Source organism: Pantoea eucrina (genome assembly GCF_020079945.1).
Taxonomy (GTDB): Bacteria; Pseudomonadota; Gammaproteobacteria; order Enterobacterales; family Enterobacteriaceae; genus Pantoea; species Pantoea eucrina.
Genome location: NZ_CP083448.1, coordinates 2495050 through 2519902, shown reverse-complemented (window position 1 = coordinate 2519902; position 24853 = coordinate 2495050). Strand labels below are relative to the sequence as shown.

Genomic DNA, 24853 nt, shown 5'->3' with positions numbered 1-24853 from the left:
CGCGCGGCGTTTTTGTCTATAATGCGCCGCCTTTTGATTCTGCAGGAGTTACCCGGTGAAGCCACAAACTGATGAATACTGGATGCGTTATGCGCTGCAGCTGGCGCAGCGTGCCCGGGAGCAGGGTGAGGTGCCGGTCGGAGCCGTGCTGGTGCAGGGAGATAAAGTCATAGGCGAGGGCTGGAACCGGCCGATTGGCCAGTGCGATCCCACCGCACACGCGGAGATCATGGCGCTGCGCCAGGGCGGCAAAGTGCTGGATAACTATCGCCTGCTGGATACCACGCTCTATGTCACGCTGGAGCCGTGCGTCATGTGCGCCGGCGCCATGGTTCACAGCCGCATTACCCGCCTGGTCTACGGCGCGAAAGATATTAAAACCGGCGCGGCCGGTTCGCTGCTGGATGTGCTGGGGCACCCGGGGATGAATCATCAGATTGAGATCGCCTGCGGCGTGCTGGCGGAGGAGTGCGCCGGCATGCTGAGCGACTTTTTTCGTATGCGACGCGAGCAGAAGCGCGCGCTGCGTCAGGCACAGCGCGCAGATTAGTTCATGGCAATTTTAGGCTCAACCGCCGGATAGCCGGCGCCCAGCTCCGCCTCCAGCGCTGAACGCTGCGCCAGGCGGCGCTCCTGCTCCTGCAGATAGCCCACCAGGCTTAGCTGATATTTGCGGATATTCTCCACGTAGTTATACGCTTCATGCCCGCGCGCATAGCCGTAGGCGGTTTGCGCATAGTAGCGCTTCTGGCTGAGCATCGGCAGACGCAGTTTTACATCCGCCCAGCTGTCAGGGTTACCGCCCTGTTTTGCCGTCAGCCGGCGCACGTCGAGCATGTGCGCATATCCCATATTGTAAGCTGCCAGCGCAAACCAGATGCGCTCGTCATCAGGCACGCTCGCCGGCACTTTATCCATCATGCGCTGCAGATACTCACTGCCGCCGCGAATGCTCTGCTCCGGATCGAGCCGGTCATCAACGTTAAGACTATCCGCCGTGTTGCGCGTCAGCATCATCATGCCGCGCACGCCGGTGGGCGAGGTCGCCTGCGGATTCCAGTGCGACTCCTGATAGGAGATCGCCGCCAGCAGGCGCCAGTCCATGCTCGCCGCATATTTCTCAAACAGCGGTTTGATATCCGGCAGCGTATTGTCAATTGCGCGCAGGAAGGTGCGGGTATCAACATAATCAAACGTGCCAACGTGACCGAGATACTTCTCCTCCAGCCGCGCCATGGTGCCTTCTTCACCCATCTGGCTGTAGAAATCGAGCATGGCCGCGTTGAGGCTGCTGTCAGCATTGCGCGGCAGATACCAGGTCACTGGCTCTTCATCGGTAATATCAAAGGCTACCGCCAGCTGCGGATGAATACGCTGCAGCAGGCCCACGGTCACCGAGTCGCCTACCGTGTAGTCAAGCTTGCCGTCAGCCACCGCCTCCAGCAGCGCTTTCTGTCCCTGATCGGTGGCGATAGCCCAGTCGAGATCGGGATAGCTGTTGGCTTTTTCTGCCCGCAGCGTGGAGAGATAGGCTGAGCCGGACTGCACCACCAGACGGCCTTTCAGGTCGCCCAGCGTGCGCGGACGCGGCTTATCGATACGGTAAACCAGCTGCTGCGACACCGAATAGTAGCTGGGACCGGCCTGATAGTGCGCCAGACGCTCACTGTTATAGATAAGCCCGGCGGCGAGCAGATCGGCTTTTCCGTCATCGAGATCGTCAAACAGATCGCCCAGGCTGGGTCGCACAGTGACTTCCAGCCTGACGCCGAGGTAGTCTGCAAAGCGCTTTGCCAGCTCGTAATCCATGCCAGCCGGTGCCTGATTGACGGTGTAATAGGTCAGTGGCGAATTGACGGTGCTGATGCGCAACACACCGCGTGATTTGATCGCTGTCAGCGCGTCCCGATCGCCCCCGTACCAGGGGATTGCCGGCCACAGCGCCAGCGCCAGCAGCACGGTGATCAGACCGATAAACAGATAATTTAATTTTAGGCGTTTCAAATGGTTGTCTCTTAATGGCTCACAGGCCTCTGTCCTTTAAAGGCAGTATTGGTATTGTTTTTTACTCCCAGAGCGAGGGGCATTTTGCGCAACAAAGCGAAACAGGGCAACTCATATAGCAAGTTTTGCGCAAAATTCAGGCAAATCCCGTATGGCAGTTTTTCTGCGCAAACGGTTTCGTTACCCGCGCGCTTTCTCTATAATACCGCCCGTTTTCCCTGTTGCGCCCAAGGAAGCGTCGCCCGGCGCTTCGAAGACGAGAGATCTTTAATGATGGAAATTCTGCGTGGTTCGCCCGCTCTGTCAGCATTTCGTGTAAACAAACTGCTGACCCGCTTTCAGAACGCTCATCTGCCGGTGAGTGATATTTACGCCGAGTATGTCCATTTTGCTGATGTTGCCGCACCGCTCAGCGCGGATGAACACGCCCGCCTGCAGCGTCTGCTGAAATATGGCCCTTCTCTCGCTGAACATGCGCCTCAAGGGCGTCTGCTGCTGGTCACGCCGCGCCCCGGCACTATCTCTCCCTGGTCATCGAAAGCCACGGACATTGCTCACAACTGCGATCTGCCGCAGGTTAAGCGCCTGGAGCGCGGCCTGGCGTTCTATGTTCAGGCGCCGCAGCTGACAGAAGCGCAGTGGCAGCAGCTGGCTGGCCTGCTGCACGATCGCATGATGGAGTGCGTATTCAGCGATCTGCAGGCGGCAGAGCAGCTGTTTGCTCATCATGCGCCGCAGCCGCTGCAGAGCGTTGACGTGCTGGGAACCGGACGTCAGGCGCTGGAGCAGGCGAATAGCACGCTGGGCCTGGCGCTGGCGGATGACGAAATAGATTACCTGCTGGATGCCTTCACCCATCTGGGTCGCAACCCCAACGACATTGAACTCTATATGTTTGCGCAGGCGAACTCAGAGCACTGTCGCCACAAAATTTTCAACGCTGACTGGATCATCGATGGCGAAAAACAGCCCAAATCGCTGTTTAAGATGATCAAAAATACGTTTGAGCAGCATCCCGATCACGTGCTGTCAGCTTATAAAGATAACGCTGCCGTGATGGAAGGTTCGGAAGTTGGCCGCTTCTACGCTGATGCGCAGCAGGGCGAGTACGCTTTTCATCAGGAAGCCGCGCATATCCTGATGAAGGTAGAGACGCATAACCATCCAACCGCTATCTCTCCCTGGCCGGGTGCCGCTACCGGTTCAGGTGGCGAAATCCGCGATGAAGGCGCAACCGGGCGTGGCGCCAAACCGAAAGCGGGTCTCACCGGCTTTTCCGTTTCCAATCTGCGTATTCCGGGCTTTGAGCAGCCTTGGGAAGAGGATTTCGGCAAGCCGGATCGTATTGTTACCGCACTGGATATCATGACCGAAGGCCCGCTGGGCGGCGCGGCGTTTAACAATGAATTTGGCCGTCCGGCGCTGAACGGTTACTTCCGCACCTATGAAGAGCAGGTTAACAGCCACAACGGCGTTGAACTGCGCGGCTACCATAAGCCGATCATGCTGGCAGGCGGGATTGGCAATATTCATGCCGATCACGTGCAGAAAGGCGAGATCGTCGTGGGCGCCAAACTGATTGTGCTGGGCGGACCGGCGATGAACATCGGCCTCGGCGGCGGTGCTGCGTCATCCATGGCCTCCGGTCAGTCCGATGCCGACCTCGATTTTGCCTCAGTGCAGCGCGACAACCCGGAAATGGAGCGCCGCTGTCAGGAAGTAATTGACCGCTGCTGGCAGCTGGGCGAAGCCAACCCGATTCTGTTTATCCACGACGTCGGCGCGGGCGGTCTCTCTAACGCCATGCCTGAGCTGGTCAGCGATGGCGGACGCGGCGGTAACTTCAACCTGCGCGACATTCTCAGCGATGAGCCGGGCATGAGTCCGCTGGAAGTGTGGTGTAACGAGTCGCAGGAGCGCTATGTGCTGGCCGTTGCGCCAGAGAAGCTGGCGCTGTTTGATGAGCTGTGCCAGCGCGAGCGCGCCCCTTACGCGGTGATTGGCGAGGCGACTGAAGAGCAGCACCTCTCGCTGAGCGACAGCCATTTCGACAACAAGCCTATCGACATGCCGCTGGATGTTCTGCTGGGCAAAACGCCAAAAATGACGCGCGACGTCACGCGGCAGCAGGCAAAAGGCGACGCGCTGCAGCGTAACGGCATCACGGTTGCGGATGCGGTTAACCGCGTGCTGCATCTGCCTGCGGTGGCTGAGAAAACGTTTCTTATCTCCATCGGCGACCGTTCCGTGACCGGCATGGTGGCGCGCGATCAGATGGTGGGACCGTGGCAGATCCCGGTGGCAAACTGCGCCGTGACCACGGCCAGCCTCGACAGCTATCACGGCGAAGCTTTCGCCCTGGGCGAACGCGCGCCGGTCGCGCTGCTTGATTTTGCCGCCTCCGGGCGTCTGGCGGTAGGCGAAGCGCTCACTAACCTGGCCGCTACCGCGATTGGTTCACTGAAGCGCGTGAAGCTTTCTGCGAACTGGATGGCAGCAGCCGGACATCCGGGTGAGGATGCCGGCCTCTACGAAGCGGTAAAAGCCGTTGGCGAAGAGCTCTGCCCGGCGCTGGGGATCACTATCCCGGTCGGCAAAGACTCAATGTCGATGAAAACCCGCTGGCAGCAGGGCAATGAAGAGCGTGAAATGACGTCGCCGCTCTCGCTGGTGATCACCGCGTTTGCGCGCGTGGAAGATGTCCGGCGTACCGTAACGCCGCAGCTGCAGGCGGAGCAGGATAACCTGCTGCTGCTGGTGGACCTCGGCAACGGTGCCAATACGCTGGGCGCAACCGCGCTGTCGCAGGTCTATCGCCAGCTGGGCGATAAGCCGGCTGACGTGCGCGACGCCGCGCAGCTGGCAGGCTTCTTCAACGCTATCCAGACGCTGGTCAGCGAACAGAAGCTGCTGGCTTACCACGACCGTTCCGACGGCGGGCTGCTGGTGACGCTGGCGGAGATGGCCTTTACCGGCCACTGCGGTATTGAGGCGGATATCGCCGCGCTGGGCAGCGATGCGCTGGCGGCGCTGTTCACCGAAGAGCTGGGCGCGGTGCTGCAGATCAACGCGGCCGATCTGGCAGCGGTAGAGAAGGTATTTGCTGACCACGGTCTGCGCAGCGCGCTGCATGTGATTGGCAAGGCGCTGCCGGGCGACCGCTTTGTGATCCGCGCCGGCGAGCATCCGGTCTACAGCGAAAGCCGCACGACGCTGCGTACCTGGTGGGCCGAAACCACCTGGCAGATGCAGCGCCTGCGTGATAATCCGGCCTGTGCCGATCAGGAGCATGAGGCGAAGCAAAACGACAGCGATCCGGGTCTGAACGCTCAGCTGACCTTCCGGCCGGAAGAAGATGTGGCTGCGCCGATGATCGCCACCGGCGTGCGCCCGCGCATCGCCGTGCTGCGTGAGCAGGGCGTTAACTCACACGTTGAGATGGCAGCAGCGTTCCATCGCGCCGGCTTTACCGCCGTGGATGTACACATGAGCGATCTGCTGGCGGGACGTCGCGGCCTGGAGGAGTTCCATGCGCTGGTGGCGTGCGGCGGTTTCTCTTACGGCGACGTACTGGGTGCCGGCGAAGGCTGGGCAAAATCGATTCTGTTTAACGATCGCGTGCGCGACGAGTTTGAAAACTTCTTCCATCGTCCGCAGACGCTGGCGCTGGGTGTCTGCAACGGCTGCCAGATGATGTCAAACCTGCGCGAAGTGATCCCCGGCAGCGAGCTGTGGCCGCGTTTTGTCCGCAATCAGTCTGAGCGCTTTGAAGCGCGTTTCAGCCTGGTGGAAGTGGCGGCCAGTCCGTCGCTGCTGCTGGAGGGGATGGCAGGTTCACGCATGCCGATTGCGGTATCACACGGTGAAGGCTTTGTTGAAGTGCGCGACGGCGCCCATCTGGCGGCGCTGGAAGCAAAAGGCCTGGTGGCACTGCGCTTCACGGATAACTTCGGTAAAGTGACCGAAAGCTATCCGGCTAACCCGAACGGCTCGCCAAACGGTATCACGGCGGTCACCAACGAAAGCGGTCGCGTTACGATCATGATGCCGCATCCGGAGCGCGTCTTCCGTACCGTCAGCAACTCCTGGCATCCGGCAGAGTGGGGCGAAGACAGCCCGTGGATGCGCATTTTCCGTAATGCGCGTAAGCAGCTGGGCTGATCTGCGTTTTACAGCAGGTGCCTGTAAGCAGTAAAAAAAAGCCGCCGCAGTAAAGGGCGGTTTTTTTATCTGACGCAGACGACTGTCGCTCAATTCCGACAAATCGCCTGCCGCACTGTCTCTTTATGGAGACACTTAACTCTTTGATTTATATTAATCAGAAAAATCCGGGCTAAATGCGTCGCTAAGCAGAGACACTTTTATGCGGTCAGCAGCTCAGAGCCACCTGCCGGAGGCAGCGGTACTATGGCGCCACTCTGATAAATAAAGAGTTTTAAAAAGTGGCACGATAGTTGCTATAATCAGACCGTGGCTCATTCGCCTGTCTGTGATTGCCCCGTAATTTACGGCAGAGCTCACAGAACCCTGAATGACGCACCAAACGGAGCCTGCCGTCCACCTGACCGATAATCGTCTGCATTGCAGCGTTATCAAGCACCGGACGTAACGTTGAGTTAGGCTCCACCTTTTCTGAGCGGCAGACCTTCGGGTCTGCCGTTTGCATTTCCGGCTTTCTAAGCGCGCCAGAGTTAGCTAGCATGCCTGCAGCACACTTTTTACGAGAGCGCGGCAGTATGAGATGGCGTCCGTTTCCCCGATCCCTGCGACAACTGGTTCTGATGGCCTTTTTACTGGTGCTGCTGCCGCTGCTGGTGCTGGCGTGGCAGGCGTGGGAAAGCCTCTCTGCGCTCAGTAATCAGGCGGCAGATACCAACCGCAATACCTTTACCGACGTGCGGCGCAGCGAGGCGATGGCCCGCACCGCCCTGGAGCTTGAGCGCAGCTATCGTCAATATTGCGTACTCGGTGATGCTGCGCTGGTCAGACTCTATACCACCCAGTGGACCCGCTACGGGCAGATGCTGAACAGCCATGCGGCCAGCCTGCCGGAACTGCCCACGTTTACCCTGCTGCGCAGCACGCTGCCGCAGCTCGCCACGGCCGCCTGCGAAAACGGTAATCCTTCAGCGTCCGGTGCCGCTGCGCTGGAGCGCTTTTCTGATGCTAACGCGCGTATGGTGCAGGCGACGCGCGACGTGGTGTTTTCCCGCGGGCTGCAGCTGCAGCGCGATATCGCCGAGCGCGGTCAGTTCTTTGGCTGGCAGGCGCTGATCCTGTTCCTGGTTACGCTGATGCTGGTGCTGCTGTTTACCGGCATGATTATCGGGCCGGTAAAGCGCGTGGAGCGGATGATCAACCGGCTGGGGGAAGGGCAGTCGCTGGAAAATAACGTCAGCTTTCGCGGACCGCGTGAGCTGCGCTCGCTGGGACAGCGTATTGCCTGGCTTAGCGAACGGCTAAGCTGGCTGGAGGCACAGCGACATGAATTTTTACGTCATCTTTCACACGAGCTGAAAACGCCGCTCGCCAGCCTGCGCGAAGGCACAGAGCTGCTGGCCGATGGCGTTGCCGGACCGCTTAATGCAGAGCAGCAGGAGATCGTCGCTATTCTCGACAGCAGCAGTCGCCATCTGCAGCGCCTGATTGAGCAGCTGCTGGATTACAACCGCAAGCTGAACGAGATGCCGCTTACTCCGGAGCCGGTCGCGCTGGATGCAATCGTGGCGGCTGTCACCCGCGTGCATTCACTGCCTGCCAGCGCCCGGCGAATAAAAACGCACGTTGATCTGCAGGCCACCCGCTGTCTGGCGGAAGCGACGCTGCTGGAGCGCGTTATCGATAACCTCTACTCGAACGCCGTGAACTATGGTCGTGAATCCGGTAACATCTGGCTGCACAGCCGGCAAAAAGGCGACCGGGTGTGGATTGATGTGGCGAATAGCGGTACTGCGATTCCGCCAGAGGAGCAGGCGATGATCTTCGAACCTTTCTACCAGGGCAGCCAGCAGCGGCAGGGGCCCGTAAAAGGCAGCGGCCTGGGCCTGAGCATTGCAAAAGATTGTCTGCGGCGCATGCAGGGAGACCTGCAGCTGGTCAGTCACAAAGAGGCAGATGTCTGTTTCCGCATTATTTTACCCGCCGGTGCCAGGAAGCCTGAACCATGAAACGCCTTATCAGACAAGCTCTTCTGAGCGTACTTATTTTAAGCGGCGTGAGCGCCTGCCAGCCGCATGCGGTGCCGGTGCCCCAGCGTGAGCATATAAGCGTCACTGAACCCGATACCCGGCTGCCGGACTACCTTACTACCGCCTGTCAGAACGTATGGCCTGCTGAAACCGCAGCGGCGGTAAACAATCCGCTTTACTGGCAGCGAGCGATTGACTGCAGCGAACGGTTTTCGGCGGCTGAAGCCCGCGCAGAGGCCCGCCGCTGGCCGGTGCAGAGCTGGGCGCGCGCCTTCAAGCAGGGCATTCTGCTGGCGAACGGTAACGTCACGCCGGTTGAGCGCCGTCAGTATATCGCCACGCTCGACAGCTACAGCGCAGACTTTCCCGCAACGGTGCGTCCGCTGATCCAGCTGTGGCGCAGTAACCAGGCTGCGCAGCTGGAGCTGAGCGAGGCGCGCAGCCGCTACAGCGCGCTGCAGCAGAGTCACGATAGCGAACTGGATGCCCTGCGCCACCAGCAGGCCCGGCTGCATCAGGCGCTGAACGAAACCCAGCGTAAACTGGAGCGGCTGACTGACATAGAGCGCCAGCTTTCATCGCGTAAAGCGCCGGACAGCAGCGACAGCCCGCACGCCGGGGATGAAATCCGGGAGGAGCAGCCATGAGTGCACGTGCCCGTTTACTGCTGGTGGATGATGACCCGGGCCTGCTCAGGCTGCTCGGTATGCGTCTCAGCAGTGAGGGTTTTCAGGTCGCTACCGCCGCCAGCGGGGCTGAGGCGCTGCGTCAGCTGCAGAAAGAGCCAGCAGATGTGGTCATCAGCGATCTGCGTATGGATGAGATGGACGGGCTGGCGCTGTTTGGCGAAATTCAGCGGCGTCACGCCGGGCTGCCGGTCATTATCCTGACCGCGCACGGCTCCATACCCGATGCGGTTTCTGCCACGCAGCAGGGGGTATTCAGCTTTCTCACCAAACCCGTTGATCGCGATGCGCTGTATAAAGCGATCGATGAGGCGCTGGCGCTGCGTGCACCGATCAGTGACGACCGGTGGCGTGAAGCGATTGTCACCCGGAATCCGCTGATGCAGCGGCTGCTGGAGCAGGCGCACATGGTGGCGCAGTCGGACGTCTCCATACTGATTAACGGTCAGAGCGGCACCGGGAAAGAGGTGCTGGCGCAGGCAATTCATGCTGCCAGTCCGCGCGCGGCGAAACCCTTTATCGCCATTAACTGCGGCGCACTGCCGGAGCAGCTGCTGGAGTCAGAGCTGTTTGGCCACGCGCGGGGCGCATTTACCGGCGCGGTCAGCGCGCGCGAAGGATTATTTCAGGCAGCAGAGGGCGGCACGCTGTTTCTGGATGAGATTGGCGATATGCCTCCGGCGCTGCAGATCAAACTGCTGCGCGTGCTGCAGGAGCGCAAAGTGCGTCCGCTTGGCAGTAACCGGGATGTGGAGATCAACGTACGTATCCTTTCTGCCACCCATCGCGACCTGCCAAAAGCGATGGAGAAAAAGAGTTTTCGGGAAGATCTCTACTACCGGCTCAATGTCGTGAATCTTAAACTTCCGGCGCTGCACGAGCGTGCTGAAGATATTCCGCTGCTGGCTAACCATTTACTGCGTCAGGCCGCCGGGCGCCACAAGCCATTTGTCCGCAGCTTCTCTGCCGGTGCAATGAAGCGGCTGGTCAGCGCCAGCTGGCCGGGTAATGTCCGTCAGCTGGTTAACGTTATTGAGCAGTGCGTTGCGCTGACCGTTGCACCCGTGATTGGTGAAGCGCTGGTGGAGCAGGCGCTGTCGGGCGAGAACACCGCGCTGCCCACCTTTGCGGAGGCGCGCAACCAGTTTGAGCTGAACTATCTGCGCAAGCTGCTGCAGATGACCAAAGGCAACGTTACTCACGCCGCGCGTCTTGCTGGACGTAACCGTACCGAGTTCTATAAGCTGCTGTCTCGTCATGAGCTGGACGCCAGCGACTTTAAAGAGTAGTTAGCCGCGCCACCGGCGCCGTTAGCGATATATACTTTCTGTTATCCGTCCGTCATGGAGGGAGCGAAAAAGGGATCTGCGATGAAAAAGATCGATGCAATTATTAAACCATTCAAACTTGATGACGTGCGTGAAGCGCTGGCGGAAGTCGGCATCACCGGGATGACGGTGAGCGAGGTCAAAGGGTTTGGACGTCAGAAAGGCCACACCGAACTCTATCGTGGTGCCGAATATATGGTCGATTTCCTGCCCAAGGTAAAAATCGAGATGGTGGTCGGGGATGACATTGTCGATACCTGCGTGGAAACCATCATGAAAACGGCGCAGACCGGCAAAATCGGCGACGGTAAAATTTTCGTATTTGACGTGGCGCGCGTGGTGCGTATCCGCACCGGCGAAGAGGATGAAGAGGCAATCTGATCCTCTGTCCGGCGTCACAGTAAAAGCCTGCCTGCCGCAGGCTTTTTTATTGTTGCAATTACAGCACCTTGTGCGGGCCGAAAACCTCATAGTGAATGCGTGCGGTATCGACGCCTGCATCCAGCAGCTGGCGAGCGACAAACTGCATAAACGGCAGCGGCCCGCACAGCCAGAACGTGCGGTCCGGCTGGTTCAGCTCCGCTGACACGCAGGCCAGATCCATTACGCCCTCTGCATCATACCGGCCGGCATCGTCGCTGGCAGGCTGGCGATACCAGACGTGGCTGCGAAAGTGCGGCAGGGTGGCGCCCAGCGCGGCAACTTCCCGCGCAAAGGCGTGCTGCGCGCCATTTTCAGCCGCGTGCAGCCAGGTCACGGCTGCCGGATGCTGCTGCTGCGCCAGCACGGCGAGCATCGCTAACATCGGCGTCTGACCGACGCCCGCTGAGATCAGCGTCGCCGGCGTCGCGGGTGCGATCTGCAGCACGACGTCACCCGCCGGCGCGCTGCACTGCACAATATTTCCTACCCGGGCGCAGTCGTGCAGCCAGCCCGATACGGTGCCGTGCGCTTCACGTTTGACAGCAATACGGTAGGCTTTGCCGTCAGGCGCGTGCGTCAGCGAGTACTGGCGATGCTGCATAAACCCGTTTTCTGTCGGACGCAGGCTGAGCGTCAGATATTGCCCCGGCAGGAAACCGGCCACCGGCTGCCCGTCATTGGGAACCAGCTCCAGACTGGTAATCACGCTGCTTTCCGGCGTGATGCGGCGGATACGGAAGTCACGCAGGCCGCGCCAGCCACCGCTCTTCTGCTCAGATGCCTGATAGATAGCTTCTTCACGCTGAATAAAAACCTGCGCCAGCAGCGCATACGCTTTACCCCAGGCCGCAAGTACCTCATCGCCCGGATTGAGCTGCTCTTCAAGGGTGGCCAGCAGCGTGGCGCCTACCAGATCGTACTGTTCAGGCCGGATATTCAGGCTGGCGTGCTTCTGCGCAATTTTCTCGACCGCCGGCAGCAGCGCTGGCAAATCCTCCAGATGGGTGGCGTAAGCGCAAATCGCATTAAACAGAGCTTCACGCTGATCGCCGCTGCGCTGATTGTTCATGTTAAACACGTTTTTCAGTTCAGGATGATCGTTCAGCAGTTTGTGGTAAAAACAGCCGGTAAGAGCGGGTCCCATTTTGGCTATAGCGGGCACGGAAGATTTAATGGTCGCGATAGTCTGAGCGTCAAGCATGGTGTGTTCCTCAGCGGATAACTTAAAAGATGTATTTTAAATGCATCTTATGCCGTGCACGTCCGGCTGTAAACCGGCAGCAGCAGCTTTTAGCGCGAGCCGGGTACGCATTCCGGGCGGTTTACGCTGATCTTCCGTCAATCCATGCCCTTTTTTTGCGTGCAGCTAAAGCGTAAAAAAGGCGTTCCAGCGGCATGCCAATCGTTTGCGTAAAAAGAGCGCCCTGGCGCTATCGTCCCCTGGCAAAACCGTTTACACTGTTGGCCTTCGCCCCTAAGCGGGGGCTTAAATTGCCGTTAAAGTTGCTGAGTCAGGAGATGCGGATGTTAAAGCGTGATATGAACATTGCCGATTATGATGCCGATTTGTGGCAGGCTATGGAGCAGGAGAAAGTGCGTCAGGAAGAGCACATTGAACTGATCGCTTCAGAAAACTACACCAGCCCGCGCGTTATGCAGGCGCAAGGTTCACAGCTCACCAATAAATACGCGGAAGGCTATCCGGGCAAGCGCTACTACGGCGGTTGTGAATATGTTGATATCGTTGAGCAGCTGGCGATCGACCGCGCAAAAGCCCTGTTTGGTGCAGATTTTGCCAACGTTCAGCCTCACTCTGGTTCGCAGGCAAACTTCGCTGTTTACACCGCGCTGCTGCAGCCGGGTGATACCATTCTTGGTATGAATCTGGCGCACGGTGGTCACCTGACCCACGGTTCACCGGTCAATCTTTCCGGAAAACTCTACAACGTTATCCCGTACGGCATCGATGAAACCGGCAAAATCAACTATGACGAACTGGCCGAGCTGGCGCAGACGCATAAGCCAAAAATGATCATCGGCGGCTTTTCTGCCTACTCCGGCGTCTGCGACTGGGCAAAAATGCGTGAAATCGCTGACAGCATCGGCGCCTGGCTGTTTGTGGATATGGCTCACGTGGCAGGTCTGGTGGCAGCTGATGTCTATCCTAACCCGGTTCCGCATGCGCATATCGTGACCACGACTACGCATAAAACGCTGGCGGGTCCGCGTGGCGGTCTGATTCTGGCGCAGGGCGGAGATGAGGATCTGTATAAGAAGCTTAACTCTGCTGTCTTCCCTGGCGGACAGGGCGGCCCACTGATGCACGTCATCGCCGGTAAAGCCGTGGCTTTCAAAGAGGCGATGGAGCCGGAGTTCAAAACCTATCAGCAGCAGGTGGCTAAAAACGCTAAAGCGATGGTTGAAGTTCTGCTGGAGCGCGGTTACAACATCGTTTCCGGCGGTACGTATAACCATCTGTTCCTGATCGATCTGGTGAGCAAAGGCCTGACCGGTAAAGAAGCGGATGCCGCTCTGGGACGTGCAAATATCACCGTGAATAAAAACAGCGTGCCAAACGATCCGAAAAGCCCGTTTGTGACCTCTGGCGTGCGTATCGGTACACCAGCGGTAACCCGTCGCGGCTTTAAAGAAGCAGACGTGCGTGAACTGGCTGGCTGGATAGCTGACGTGCTGGATAACGTGAATGACGAAGCCACCATCGAGCGCACCAAACAGAAAGTGCTCGATATCTGTGCCCGTCTGCCCGTTTATGCCTGACAGGTTTAACGGATGAAAAAAGGATGGCTCCGGCCATCCTTTTTTATTGGTGTACTTTCCGCTGCTTAGCGCACGATTGATCCGCTCTGCGGGTTTCTTTTTGGCCGGTGCTTTGCCAAAGTAGCGCCCAAACCGCAGGCAGTGGCGCGCGCCACAGGAGAGAACATGACCATCGCATCAGCCAGATGGCTGGGACTGAGCTATTTCACCTACTTTTTTTGCTACGGCATCTATTTACCCTTCTGGAGTGTCTGGCTGCAGGGCAGCGGACTCGATGCGGAAAAAATTGGCCTGCTGCTCGGTTGTGGCATGATCGCGCGCTTCGCCGGCAGCCTGCTTATCGCTTCACAGGTTAAAAATCCGGCTCAGCTGATTGTCGCGCTGCGGCTGCTGGCGCTTCTGACCGCACTGTTCGCTCTCGGCTTCTGGTTCGGCGGTCAGTGGCTCTGGCTGCTGCTGGTCATGGTGGGGTTCAATCTCTTTTTCTCTCCGCTGGTGCCGCTGAGCGACGCGCTGGCGGCAACCTGGACGCGCCAGATTGGGCTGGCCTACGGTCCGGTGCGGCTGTGGGGATCGCTGGCGTTTGTCATCAGCTCGGCGCTCACCGGCATGCTGGTCAGCGCCTGGTCGTATCAGGCGGTTTTGCTGCTACTGAGTCTGGGCGTAGTGGCCATGCTGAGCGGGATGCTGCTGCCACCGCAGACGCGTCCGCAGGGTGAGGCGCGACAGGGTGCCAGCGGCGGCTGGGCGGCGTGGCGCGATCTGCTGCGGGAAAAGCGCGTCTGGCGTTTTATGATCTGCGTTACGCTGCTGCAGGGCGCGCATGCCGCCTACTACAGCTTCAGTGCCATCTGGTGGCAGCAGGCGGGCTACTCTGCTTCCGTGGTAGGGTATCTGTGGTCGCTCGGCGTGGTGGCGGAGATTGTCGTCTTTGCCCTCAGTAACCGGCTGTTCAGACGCTGGAGCGCGCGCGATCTGCTGCTGCTTTCCGGCATCTGCGCGCTGCTACGCTGGACGCTGCTCGGCGCCACGACCGCGCTGCCGCTGCTGGTTGTCGCACAGATTTTGCACTGCGGCAGTTTTACCATCTGTCACCTGGCGGCGATGCGCTTTATCGCTGCCCGCAAAGGCACCGAGGTGATTCGCCTGCAGTCGCTCTACTCGGCGCTGGCGATGGGGGGCGGGATTGCGGTGATGACCATGATCTGCGGCGTCCTGTTTGCCCATCTGCAGGGGCATCTCTTCTGGGTCATGGCGCTGGTGGCGTTGCCGGCGCTGTTCCTGCGCCCTGCGGCTCAGGTGTCCAGCAGCTGAAGAATACGCTGCTGCTGATGATCGCTTAACGGCAGTTCTGCGTGGATCAGCGGCGGCGAAAAGAGCGGCAGCGAAATAGCATAGGGCGTGACCACCAGGGCCACATCGCGCGGTGCGCCCTCGCGCTGGAAGTGCAGCATATCCTGATAGGTTATATTGATCGGCAGCAGCGTCATGTCGCGCAGCTGCTGCTCCAGCAGCTGCTCCAGCGCGGCGTCGACGCCGGTCAGCAGCAGTACCTGCTTCTCCTGCAGCGCGCTCTCCTGCATCATCCAGGCACCAAACAGCACCGCCACCAGGCTGGTCTCTTCCGCGCTGAACTGCGTGCCAAAGTCGCTGCTGAAGTGGTACAGCGCGCGCTCGGTAGTGCGCATCAGCCGCGGATAGAGCCGCGCCACATCCAGCGCTACGCTATTATCGATGCCAATGGAGAAATGGCTGCGGTCCAGCGCCTGCGCCAGATGGGTATAGAGCTGGAGCTTCAGCTCATGCTGGTTGCGGATACGGGTTTTTGCCAGCTGTTCAAAACGCGCAATCAGCGCTTCTGTGGCACTCATCAACCGGTGCGCCTGTGGCGCACTCAGCTGGGTGGCATCAGGCGCATGAATCAGGCTGAAGAGCAGCGTCCAGAAATCGGTTTCGCTGGCATCGGGCATCAGATGACAGCGTTTCTGCCAGTGGTGAATGACATCGTCTGCTGCGGCACGCTCCGCTTTCTCTGCCAGCCAGCTGCGCTGCCGCTCGCTGAACAGCGCCGCCTGGCGCTGACACAGGGCATACTTCATAAAAATAAGCAGAAAAAGCTGGTCGCGGGGAGAGAAATTGCGCATCAGCCGCAGGCTGCAGTGCTGGATCAGCGCCTGCAGGTTGATCTCATCCCACAGCGCTTTTTCAATCTGCAGAACTTTGAGCCGCTGACGCAGTGCGGGAACAAAATGGTCGCAGACAAACGCCTGCGACAGGCGCAGCGCGCGTCGCAGCCAGTGGATCAGGCAGAGTCTTCTGTCCAGTTCCGTGCCGTGAATGCGAAAGCTGCCATCCACCATCTGATGCAGTTCCAGCTGATGAAAGCGCTGTATCTCATCGCCCACATCCGCGATATCCTGACGGGCAACCGCAGGATCAACGCCGTTCAGCTGGCACAGTTTATCAAGCGTCAGGGCGGGGGCGGGCAGAAATAACAGCAGTAACAGATGGCAACGTCGCTGAGAACGGCTGAAGAGCGGTGCTGTAGCAGGCGCAAAACTCATCACGTATTTTATCCGCAGCTCATTTTTCAGCTAAGAATAGCCAATATCGTGCTGAAATTACGCTACCGGTGCAGACTTTTACTCAGAGCTTCAGGGCGGGTCACAGTTTTTTCGGGCCACGCAAACCTTTACCTTATAAATTGTTACTTTATAACATATGAAAATTGCGCTTTTACTGGTTACGCTGTTTTTCTCCGCTGCGGCTGCATGCCATCCGCACAGTTTTATTGCGATGAAAGCTGAGCTGAAAAGCCAGAACGATCGGCTGACCGGCATAAAAATGGTCTGGACGATGGACGAAATCACCTCCGCCGACCTGCTTTATGATGCCGGGCAGGCCAGGCCGGGTGATGTGGTATGGAAAAAGCTGGCGGCTCAGGTGATGGCTAACGTACTGGGTCAGCACTATTTTACCGAGCTGTGGCAGGAGAAAACGCGGATAAAATTTCTTAATTTGCCGCAGGAGTACAATTTGTCGCGTAGCGGACATAAGGCCGTGCTTGAATTTATTGTGCCGCTGGGCGAGCCGCAGCCGCTGGCCGGGAAGCGTTACCGTATGCTGACGTTTGATCCCAGCTATTTTGTTGATATGCAGTATGAGACGTCACAGGATATTGCCATGGATGAGAACTTAAAGGCGCACTGCCAGCTGAAGCTTACGACCCCGCAGCCGGACGCGTCGCTGCAGCAGTATGCGCTGTCGCTGGATAAAGCTGACGCGCCGCCGGAAGATATGGATTTGGGCCGCCAGTTTGCCCAGACGGTGACGCTGATATGTCGCTGAATATCCTGCCCCCCACGCGGCGTCGCTGGCCGCTGCCCGCCGCCGGACTGCTGCTGCTGACCGCAATGCTGCTCTGGCACGCCTGGCCGCACATTCTGTTACAGAGCGTGCTGTGGCAAAAAGCGCTTAACCATTCCCTGACACAGCTGCTGCAGCAGGTCGCAGCACAGCCGCGCCAGGCGGGGATAACGCTGCTGTTACTGAGCCTGGCGTATGGCGTCCTGCACGCGCTGGGACCAGGGCATGGCAAAGTGGTGATCGCCACTTTTTTAGCGACGCATCCTGCGCAGTTGCGTACCAGCATTCGTCTGACTCTGCTGGCTGCGCTGCTGCAGGGCGGGGTAGCCGTTGCCCTGGTCACGCTGATGCTGGTGGTACTGCAGACCTCATCGCGCCAGCTCCATCTCAGCAGCTACTGGCTGGAAAAGGGAAGCTATCTGCTGGTTATTGCGCTGGGCTGCTGGCTGGGCTGGCGCGCCGTGAAATCGCTGCGGGCAGCCCTGCGTCCGGCGGCGGGCTGGCAGATCCGGGCAATACCTGCGCAGCATCAGCATGACGCATCCTGCGCATGTGGCCATACGCATGTACCGGATGCGCATCAGCTGGCGCACGCGGTGAGCTTCAGGACTCAGCTGCTGCTGGTACTCTCCATGGGTCTGCGCCCCTGTTCAGGGGCGCTGATGATGCTGCTGTTCGCTAAAGTGATTGATGTTTATCTGTGGGGCGTGGCTGCCGCGCTGGCGATGGCGCTGGGAACGGCACTGACGGTGTCGCTGCTGGGCCTCGTGGTTCAGCGTTCGCGCGTGCTGGCAGCGAGATTGAGCCGTTCAGCAGCCGATCAAAAACGGACCGCGGTAGTTATGGCGCTGCTCATGCTGCTGGGGGCGGTTGTGCTGATACTGGCCGGAGCGCTTCTGTGGCAGAGTGCACTCCCCGCTGCCAACGGCCTGCGCCCCTTTTAACCGGGCCCCGGGATAAACATCCGGCCGCGCGTAATCTGCCGGATGTTTAATTTTTCGCCATCAGATAAAATATCCTGCTGTGTACCTCTGGTGTAAATAGCATTCTCTGTCTACGCTAAATGACATCAGCTGAGAATTAACTTTTTTAAAATAAACTTTTATCAGTCGTCGTTTTTTGCGAGGAGAATACCATGCCTGAAATCCGGACTCATAATGGCATCACGGAGACCGTGACCGATACACATGCGGGACTACCGTTAAAACGCATTTCATGGAGCGCAATATTTGCAGGTGTTATTGCTGCGCTGATTGTTCATATATTACTGGGAGTATTGGGTACGGCAATTGGTGCTACAACCATTGATCCACAGCAGGAGCAAAATCCTCTGGAGCATCTTGGTACTGGCGCGCTGATCTGGACCGGTGCCAGCATGCTGATTGCGATGGCGGTAGGTAGCTATATCGCCGGCCGTCTGGCACAGCGCGAAGGTGCACTGCACGGTTTACTGATGTTTGGTGTCAGTACGCTTATTACTCTGTGGCTGGCTTTCTCCCTGGCAAGCGGTATTATTGGCGGCGCCTTCAATATTCTGGGTTCAGGTGTAAACGCGCTGGGTAATGGTATTTCTTCTGTTGCGCCTTCGCTGACCAATATGGCGAAAGAGAAACTGCAGGAAAATAATATTAACCTCGACGATCTGCAGAACGAGCTGGAGACCACGCTGCGCCAGACCGGCAAGCCGGAATTGCAGCCAGAAAATCTGCAGCAGGATGCAAATAACGAAGCAAACAACGCTGAGAATCAGGCAAAAAATACGGCACAGAATCCGCAGAACGCGGATGCCGATCTGAGCAACTGGTTTAAAGGCGTGCTGAGCCGTCATTCTGATACGCTGCAGGCTGCTGACCGCGATGCGCTGAAAAATATTATCAAAGCGCGTACCGGTAAGAGCGATCAGGAAGCGGAACAGATTGTTAATCAGGCAGAGCAGAGCTATCAGCAGGCGATGCAGAAGTATCAGCAGCTGAAGCAGGAAGCGGAGCAGAAAGCACGTGAAGCTGCAGAACAGGCTGCCGCTGCTACGGCGAAAGCGAGCTGGTTCACCTTCATCATGCTGATTATCGAAGCCGTACTGGCAGCGATTCTGGGTGGTGTCGGTCGCCGCACTCAGCCGCGTCAGGTGTTAACGCACGAACGTCGTTAATCAGTACTATCAAAAAAGGCGGCCCGCGGGCCGCCTTTTTTTTGCTTAGCGCTTCAGCGCTTCGCTCAGCTCTTCGCGCATGTTAGCCAGCATGGCTTTCACGACGCGCGGGTTGCCGGCTACGATGTTACCTGAGTGCAGATAACCGTGGTTGCCGGTGAAGTCAGTGACCAGACCGCCAGCCTCACGTACCAGCAGCTCACCCGCTGCAAAATCCCACGGCTTCAGGCCAATCTCAAAATAGCCATCCACGCGGCCGGCTGCGACATAAGCCAGATCCAGCGCGGCTGAACCGCTGCGACGGAAGTCGGCGCACTGGGTAAACAGTTTGCCAACAATATTGATATATGGCGTAGCGTGCTGCTTAACCTTGAACGGGAAGCCGGTCGCCAGGATGGTGCCATCCAGATCGCGGGCGTTGCTGCCGCGCAGACGATAGCCATTCAGCTGTGCGCCCTGACCGCGTACGGCGGTGAAGAGTTCATTACGCATTGGATCGTAAACCACAGCAACTTCAGTGCGGCCTTTAATGCGCACGGCAATAGAGACGGAGAAGTGTGGCAGACGTTTGATGAAGTTGGTGGTGCCATCCAGCGGATCGATTACCCATTGAATATCCTGATCTTCACCCGCCAGCTCACCGCTCTCTTCGGTGATGATGGTATGTTGTGGGTAAGATTTACGAATGACTTCGATAATCAGGCTTTCTGCGTCACGGTCAACATTGGTCACGAAGTCGTTGCTGCCTTTCTGGCTGGCTTCGACAGCGTCCGGGGTTTCGTAATTTTTGGCAATTAAATTTCCGGCCTTGCGCGCTGCGCGCACGGCGATGTTGAGCATCGGATGCATCGGTATCTCTCGCTGGATGTTAAAGAACGGGGAAAACGGCGCGGAGTATAGCAGCGTGTTCAGCAAATGTCCTGCATTTATGTTAGGATACGCGCCATCATTTTCTCACCCGCTCATAATTATGCTGCAAAATATCCGAATTGTACTGGTTGAAACGTCCCACACCGGCAACATGGGTTCTGTTGCCCGCGCCATGAAAACCATGGGGTTAAGCAACCTTTATCTGGTGAATCCGCTGGTTAAACCTGACTCGCAGGCGATCTCTCTCGCGGCGGGTGCCAGCGACGTTATCGGCAACGCCCGCATTGTTGATACGCTGGATGAGGCGATTGCCGGCTGCAGCCTGGTGGTCGGCACCAGCGCCCGTTCACGGTCGCTGCCATGGCCGATGCTGAATTCACGCGAGTGCGGCATCAAGAGCGTGGAAGAGGGGCAGCAGGCACCGGTCGCGCTGGTGTTTGGTCGTGAGCGCGTCGGACTGACCAATGACGAGCTGCAGAAGTGCCATTATCACGTAGCCATTCAGGCTAACCCGGAGTACAGCTCGCTGAATCTGGCGATGGCGGTGCAGATCATCGCTTATGAAGTGCGTATGGCGTGGCTGGACGCGCAGGAAAAAGCGGCTCCGCAGCCGGAATATGAAGCCTCACCTTATCCGCTGGTGGACGATCTGGAGCGCTTTTATCAGCATATCGAACAGATGATGCTGGAGAGCGGCTTTATCCGTACCGGCACGCCAAGCCAGGTGATGAGCAAACTGCGCCGCCTTTATACGCGTGCCCGTCCGGAACGCGATGAGCTGAATATTCTGCGCGGCATGCTCTCCTCCTTTGAAAAACCCAAAGGCGACAAGGGTAATAGTTGAGTAAAACGCCAGGTTAAATAGTTGAGTAAATTACTCGGTTAAATAGTTGACCAAAATACTCGGGAATGGCAGACTGCGCTGACTGACATTCCACCGATAACCCGCCTGAGTAAGGGCGGATGCCGACGAGGTTTTACGCTATGAGACTGACATCCAAAGGACGCTATGCCGTTACCGCTATGCTGGACGTAGCCCTGCATTCGCATGAGGGGCCGGTACCGCTGGCGGATATTTCCGAGCGTCAGGGGATTTCACTCTCCTATCTGGAACAGCTGTTCTCGCGTCTGCGTAAGCACGGCCTGGTTGCCAGCGTGCGCGGGCCGGGTGGCGGTTATCTGCTGGGCAAAGATGCCAATGCTATCGCAGTGGGGGCGGTGATCACTGCGGTAGATGAGTCGGTGGATGCGACCAAATGTCAGGGTAAAGAGGGCTGTCAGGGTGGCGAACGCTGCCTGACTCACGTTCTGTGGCGCGATCTCAGCGAGCGCATCAGCGATTTCCTGAACAATATTACGCTGGCTGAGCTGGTAAATAATCAGGAAATCCTGGATGTTGCCGATCGTCAGAACAGCGTGGATAACCGCCGTTTTCAGCAGCACCGCGTGCAGGAAACCATCAACGTTAATCTGCGTGCCTGATCGCAATCGTATTGCCTGACTGAAGACTGACTTTTACAAAGCCCCGGGCGCTTAGCGATTAAGCCCCCGGGGCTTTGTGCTGTTAGCGCTCCCGTCACCGGCCGCATGACCGGTTTACTCTCTGCAGGCTGAATCATGCTATAAAGACCTGTGTTTTATTTTACGGAGTTACAGCGCCATGAAATTACCGATCTATCTGGATTACGCAGCGACCACGCCTGTGGATCCACGGGTCGCCAGCAGAATGATGCAGTGTCTGACGCTGGATGGCACCTTCGGTAATCCCGCATCCCGTTCCCACCGCTTTGGCTGGCAGGCTGAAGAGGCGGTGGATGTTGCCCGCAATCAGATTGCGGCGCTGGTTAACGCCGATCCGCGCGAAATAGTCTTTACTTCCGGCGCGACCGAAGCGGATAACCTCGCCATTAAAGGGGCAGCGCACGCCCGTCAGGCGCGTGGACGCCATATTATTACCAGCCAGACGGAACATAAAGCGGTACTCGACAGCTGCCTGCAGCTGGCGCGCGAAGGTTTTGATGTGACCTGGCTGACGCCCGGCAGCGACGGTATTGTCACACCGGATATGCTGGCGGCCGCGCTGCGCGACGATACCGTGCTGGTGTCGCTGATGCACGTGAACAACGAAACGGGTGTCGTTCAGGATATTGCGGCGCTGGGCGCGCTCTGTCACGCGCGTGACATTGTGTTCCACGTGGACGCCACGCAGAGCGTGGGCAAGCTGCCGCTCGACGTCAGCACGCTGCCGGTGGATCTGATGTCGTTTTCGGCGCATAAGCTCTATGGACCGAAAGGCATTGGTGCGCTCTGGGTACGCCGCAGGCCGCAGGTGAAAATTGACGCACAGATGCACGGCGGCGGGCACGAGCGCGGTATGCGTTCCGGAACGCTACCGGTGCATCAGATTGTCGGTATGGGTGAAGCCTATGCGCTGGCAGGCGAGGTGATGGCAGAAGAGATGACGCGACTCGCCACGCTGCGTCAGCGGCTCTGGCAGGGTATCAGCCAGCTGAGCGGCGTACAGCTCAACGGCTCGCTGACGCACAGCGCGCCAAATATCCTCAACATCAGCTTTGCGCAGGTTGAGGGTGAATCACTGATTATGGCGCTGAAAGATCTGGCGCTTTCATCCGGCTCAGCCTGTACCTCGGCGAGCCTGGAACCCTCCTATGTGCTGCGCGCAATGGGCGTTGAGCCGGAGCTGGCCTACAGTTCGCTGCGCTTTTCGCTGGGGCGTTTCACCACGCAGGAGGAGATTGACTACGCAATTGCGCTGGTCAATAAAGCCGTCAGCCGGATGCGGGCCGTTGCCCCGGCAGCCGCCCGCTGATCCATGCCACTCCGCGCCGGTCTGGCGTGGAATGAGACCAAACGTAAACGGAGCGACGCGATGACAACACAACCGATGAATATTACGCTCAGCACGCAGCCTGCTGATGCGCGCTGGGGCGAAAAAGCCCTGCTGAGCAGCAGCGAGAGTGGTATGACGCTGCACCTTACGGGCAGTGATGCGCTGCTGACGATTCAGCGCGCGGCGCGCAAGCTCGACAGCCAGGGGATCCGTCACGTTGCGCTGTGCGGTGACGACTGGGATCTGGAAAAGTGCTGGGCATTCTGGCAGGGCTATCGCAGCCCGAAAGGCGCGCGCCAGGTGGAATGGCCGGCGCTCAGCGACAGCGATCGCGCTGAATTCGATCGTCGTCTGCAGATTATTGACTGGGTGCGCGATACCATTAACCTGCCCGCGGAAGACCTGAGCCCGGAACAGCTGGCGCACAGCGCTATCGATCTGATCAGAGACGCGGGTGGCGATGCCGTCAGCTATCGCATCACTAAAGGCGAAGATCTGCGCGAGCAGGGGTATAGCGGTATCCATACCGTTGGGCGTGGTTCGTCGCGCGTGCCGGTACTGCTGGCGCTTGACTTCAACCCGACCGGTGACGCAGATGCGCCGGTTTACGCCTGTCTGGTCGGTAAAGGGATCACCTTTGATACCGGCGGCTACAGCCTGAAGCAGAGCGCATTTATGGACTCTATGAAGTCCGATATGGGCGGAGCGGCGACCGTCACCGGCGCGCTGGCGCTGGCGATTGCCCGCGGGCTGACGAAGCGCGTAAAACTCTATCTCTGCTGTGCCGATAACATGGTCAGCGGCAACGCATTCCGTCTTGGCGATATCATCCGCTACCGCAACGGTAAAACCGTTGAGGTGATGAACACCGATGCGGAAGGGCGTCTGGTGCTGGCGGATGGCCTGATTGACGCCAGCGAGCAGAAGCCGGAGCTGCTGATTGATGCTGCCACGCTGACCGGCGCAGCCAAAACGGCGCTCGGCAACGACTATCATGCGCTGTTTACCTTCGACGATGTGCTGGCTGAGTCGCTGCTGGGCAGCGCCACCGGCGAAAATGAAGCGTTCTGGCGTCTGCCGCTGGCGGAGTTCCACCGCAGCCATCTGCCGTCAAATTTTGCCGATCTCAACAACATCGCCAGCCCGGCTCACGCCGCCGGCGCCAGCAGCGCGGCCGCATTCCTCTCGTGGTTTGTTGAAAAATATCAGCAGGGCTGGCTGCATATCGACTGCTCCGCCACCTATCGCAAAAGCGCGGTGGATCAGTGGTCAGCAGGCGCAACCGGACTCGGCGTGCGTACCCTTGCCAACCTGTTACTGAAATAATCCCGCTTCGGGCAGGCTGGCTCCTGCCCGCTTTTTTGGAATGAAACACGCATGAGTAATCGTCTTGAAGAGGTGCTGAAGCTGGCGGCCACCGAGCCGGCGCATCGCCCGGAGTTTTTTCAGCTGTTGCTGGCCGCAGATGTCTGGGTGCCAGGCGAAAGCCCGGCTGAACAGTTTAACGCGACCTCGCCCGTCGAGTTACAGCACTGGGAGAAAGAGGGAGGCGGTAGCGTGATCCCGTTCTTCAGCTCTGAGGCGGCTATGCGCGAAGCGATAACGGATGAACAGCCGTGGCTGCGCCTGCCGGCGCGTACGCTGTTTGAGATGACGCTGGGGGAAGCGCTGTTTCTGAACCCGAAATTACCAGCGGGTAAAGAGTTTACGCCGGGTGAAATCGCGCATCTGCTGGGTGAGGAGGGAAGTGCGCTGAGCCAGCAGACAGTGCTGGAGGGCGGCCACGCGCTGCTGCTGTCGGAGGTAGCTGAGCCGCCGGCACAGATGATCGACTCCCTGACCCAGCTGTTTGCTAAATATAAACAGGTGCGCCGCGCCTACATTGCCAGCCTGCGTGAAAGCGTGAACGAAGCGCCTAATCTGCTGATTGGTATAGAAGCTGACAGTGATATCGATGAAATTATTCAGGCCGCAGGCAGCGTGGCGACCGATACGCTGACCGATGATGCTCCTGTTGATATCTGCGAAGTGGATGCCGGACAGCATGGCGTCAGCCATTTTTTTACCGCGCATATCACGCCATTTTATGAGCGGCGCTGGGGCAGTTTCCTGCGCGATTTTAAAGGCAGCCAGCGCATCATTTAACCATCGTATGTTGATGCGTATGGCCCTGGCACGCGCATAACGCGGGAATTCCCTGTAGGGGCGCC

General features: G+C 58.5%; 20 protein-coding genes. 16 read left to right on the top strand and 4 right to left on the bottom strand.

Annotated features, from left to right (window positions below; translation table 11 throughout):
- The first annotated feature begins 82 nt into the window (after positions 1-82).
- Positions 83-550, top strand: a complete 468-nt coding sequence (tadA, locus tag LAC65_RS12005) for a tRNA adenosine(34) deaminase TadA (protein ID WP_039379677.1) — start codon at positions 83-85, stop codon at positions 548-550.
- On the opposite strand, the gene mltF is transcribed toward tadA, so the two are convergent.
- Entirely contained in the window at positions 547-2004 is a 1458-nt protein-coding gene (gene mltF / locus LAC65_RS12000) for a membrane-bound lytic murein transglycosylase MltF (protein WP_039379675.1), read from the bottom strand. The genes tadA and mltF overlap by 4 nt on opposite strands.
- Positions 2005-2274: 270 nt before the next feature.
- Between mltF and purL the strand changes: the two genes are divergently transcribed.
- From purL to glnB, 5 genes are all read left to right on the top strand, one after another.
- Positions 2275-6165 carry a phosphoribosylformylglycinamidine synthase gene (purL, locus tag LAC65_RS11995; RefSeq protein WP_039379672.1) on the top strand — a complete coding sequence of 1297 codons (3891 nt, stop codon included), beginning with the start codon at positions 2275-2277 and terminating at the stop codon, positions 6163-6165.
- 575 nt (positions 6166-6740) lie between these two features.
- Positions 6741-8171 carry a sensor histidine kinase gene (locus LAC65_RS11990; RefSeq protein ID WP_039379669.1) on the top strand — a complete coding sequence of 477 codons (1431 nt, stop codon included), beginning with the start codon at positions 6741-6743 and terminating at the stop codon, positions 8169-8171.
- Positions 8168-8839, top strand: a complete 672-nt coding sequence (gene qseG, locus LAC65_RS11985) for a two-component system QseEF-associated lipoprotein QseG (protein ID WP_039379666.1) — start codon at positions 8168-8170, stop codon at positions 8837-8839. The genes LAC65_RS11990 and qseG overlap by 4 nt, the downstream gene beginning before the upstream one ends.
- Positions 8836-10167, top strand: coding sequence for a two-component system response regulator GlrR (gene glrR / locus LAC65_RS11980; RefSeq protein WP_039379663.1), 1332 nt, complete (start codon positions 8836-8838; stop codon positions 10165-10167). Before qseG ends, glrR begins: the two co-directional genes overlap by 4 nt.
- An 81-nt stretch (positions 10168-10248) precedes the next feature.
- Positions 10249-10587: a nitrogen regulatory protein P-II gene (gene glnB, locus LAC65_RS11975; RefSeq protein ID WP_007886217.1), complete on the top strand. Its 339-nt coding sequence runs from the start codon at positions 10249-10251 to the stop codon at positions 10585-10587.
- 58 nt (positions 10588-10645) lie between these two features.
- Here glnB and hmpA read toward each other — a convergent pair whose 3' ends face one another.
- Positions 10646-11830, bottom strand: a complete 1185-nt coding sequence (gene hmpA, locus LAC65_RS11970; RefSeq protein WP_039379657.1) for an NO-inducible flavohemoprotein — start codon at positions 11828-11830, stop codon at positions 10646-10648.
- A 323-nt stretch (positions 11831-12153) separates the two neighbouring features.
- Here hmpA and glyA point away from each other — a divergent pair, with 323 nt between their 5' ends.
- Both glyA and LAC65_RS11960 read left to right on the top strand, forming a co-directional pair.
- The gene (glyA, locus tag LAC65_RS11965; protein WP_039379655.1) at positions 12154-13407 is read left to right on the top strand and encodes a serine hydroxymethyltransferase; all 1254 of its coding nucleotides are present in this window, start codon (positions 12154-12156) and stop codon (positions 13405-13407) included.
- Positions 13408-13572: 165 nt separating this feature from the next.
- Entirely contained in the window at positions 13573-14721 is a 1149-nt protein-coding gene (locus LAC65_RS11960) for a 3-phenylpropionate MFS transporter (protein ID WP_039379652.1), read from the top strand.
- Here LAC65_RS11960 and csiE read toward each other — a convergent pair.
- Positions 14703-15971, bottom strand: coding sequence for a stationary phase inducible protein CsiE (gene csiE / locus LAC65_RS11955; RefSeq protein ID WP_039379650.1), 1269 nt, complete (start codon positions 15969-15971; stop codon positions 14703-14705). The two genes, LAC65_RS11960 and csiE, sit on opposite strands and share 19 nt — an antisense overlap.
- Before the next feature lie 157 nt (positions 15972-16128).
- On the opposite strand from csiE, the gene LAC65_RS11950 reads away from it, so the two are divergent.
- The 3 genes from LAC65_RS11950 to LAC65_RS11940 all read left to right on the top strand — a co-directional run bounded on the left by LAC65_RS11950 (position 16129) and on the right by LAC65_RS11940 (position 18922).
- The gene (locus LAC65_RS11950; protein WP_039379648.1) at positions 16129-16755 is read left to right on the top strand and encodes a DUF1007 family protein; all 627 of its coding nucleotides are present in this window, start codon (positions 16129-16131) and stop codon (positions 16753-16755) included.
- The gene (locus LAC65_RS11945) at positions 16746-17717 is read left to right on the top strand and encodes a nickel/cobalt transporter (protein WP_203025680.1); all 972 of its coding nucleotides are present in this window, start codon (positions 16746-16748) and stop codon (positions 17715-17717) included. The genes LAC65_RS11950 and LAC65_RS11945 overlap by 10 nt, the downstream gene beginning before the upstream one ends.
- Before the next feature lie 191 nt (positions 17718-17908).
- Entirely contained in the window at positions 17909-18922 is a 1014-nt protein-coding gene (locus LAC65_RS11940; protein ID WP_039379643.1) for a TIGR04086 family membrane protein, read from the top strand.
- Positions 18923-18967: 45 nt separating this feature from the next.
- Here the strand turns inward: LAC65_RS11940 and suhB are convergent, their stop codons facing one another.
- Positions 18968-19771 carry an inositol-1-monophosphatase gene (gene suhB / locus LAC65_RS11935; protein ID WP_039379640.1) on the bottom strand — a complete coding sequence of 268 codons (804 nt, stop codon included), beginning with the start codon at positions 19769-19771 and terminating at the stop codon, positions 18968-18970.
- Between the two features lie 121 nt (positions 19772-19892).
- Here suhB and trmJ point away from each other — a divergent pair, with 121 nt between their 5' ends.
- From trmJ to sseB, 5 genes are all read left to right on the top strand, one after another.
- The gene (trmJ, locus tag LAC65_RS11930) at positions 19893-20636 is read left to right on the top strand and encodes a tRNA (cytosine(32)/uridine(32)-2'-O)-methyltransferase TrmJ (RefSeq protein ID WP_039385614.1); all 744 of its coding nucleotides are present in this window, start codon (positions 19893-19895) and stop codon (positions 20634-20636) included.
- 140 nt (positions 20637-20776) lie between these two features.
- Positions 20777-21274: a Fe-S cluster assembly transcriptional regulator IscR gene (gene iscR / locus LAC65_RS11925; RefSeq protein WP_039379638.1), complete on the top strand. Its 498-nt coding sequence runs from the start codon at positions 20777-20779 to the stop codon at positions 21272-21274.
- 178 nt (positions 21275-21452) lie between these two features.
- The gene (locus tag LAC65_RS11920; protein WP_039379636.1) at positions 21453-22622 is read left to right on the top strand and encodes an IscS subfamily cysteine desulfurase; all 1170 of its coding nucleotides are present in this window, start codon (positions 21453-21455) and stop codon (positions 22620-22622) included.
- 60 nt (positions 22623-22682) lie between these two features.
- A complete protein-coding gene (pepB, locus tag LAC65_RS11915; RefSeq protein ID WP_039385612.1) occupies positions 22683-23969 on the top strand; it encodes an aminopeptidase PepB in 1287 nt (428 codons plus the stop codon).
- Between the two features lie 51 nt (positions 23970-24020).
- The gene (sseB, locus tag LAC65_RS11910; RefSeq protein WP_039379633.1) at positions 24021-24788 is read left to right on the top strand and encodes an enhanced serine sensitivity protein SseB; all 768 of its coding nucleotides are present in this window, start codon (positions 24021-24023) and stop codon (positions 24786-24788) included.
- Positions 24789-24853: the final 65 nt, after the last annotated feature.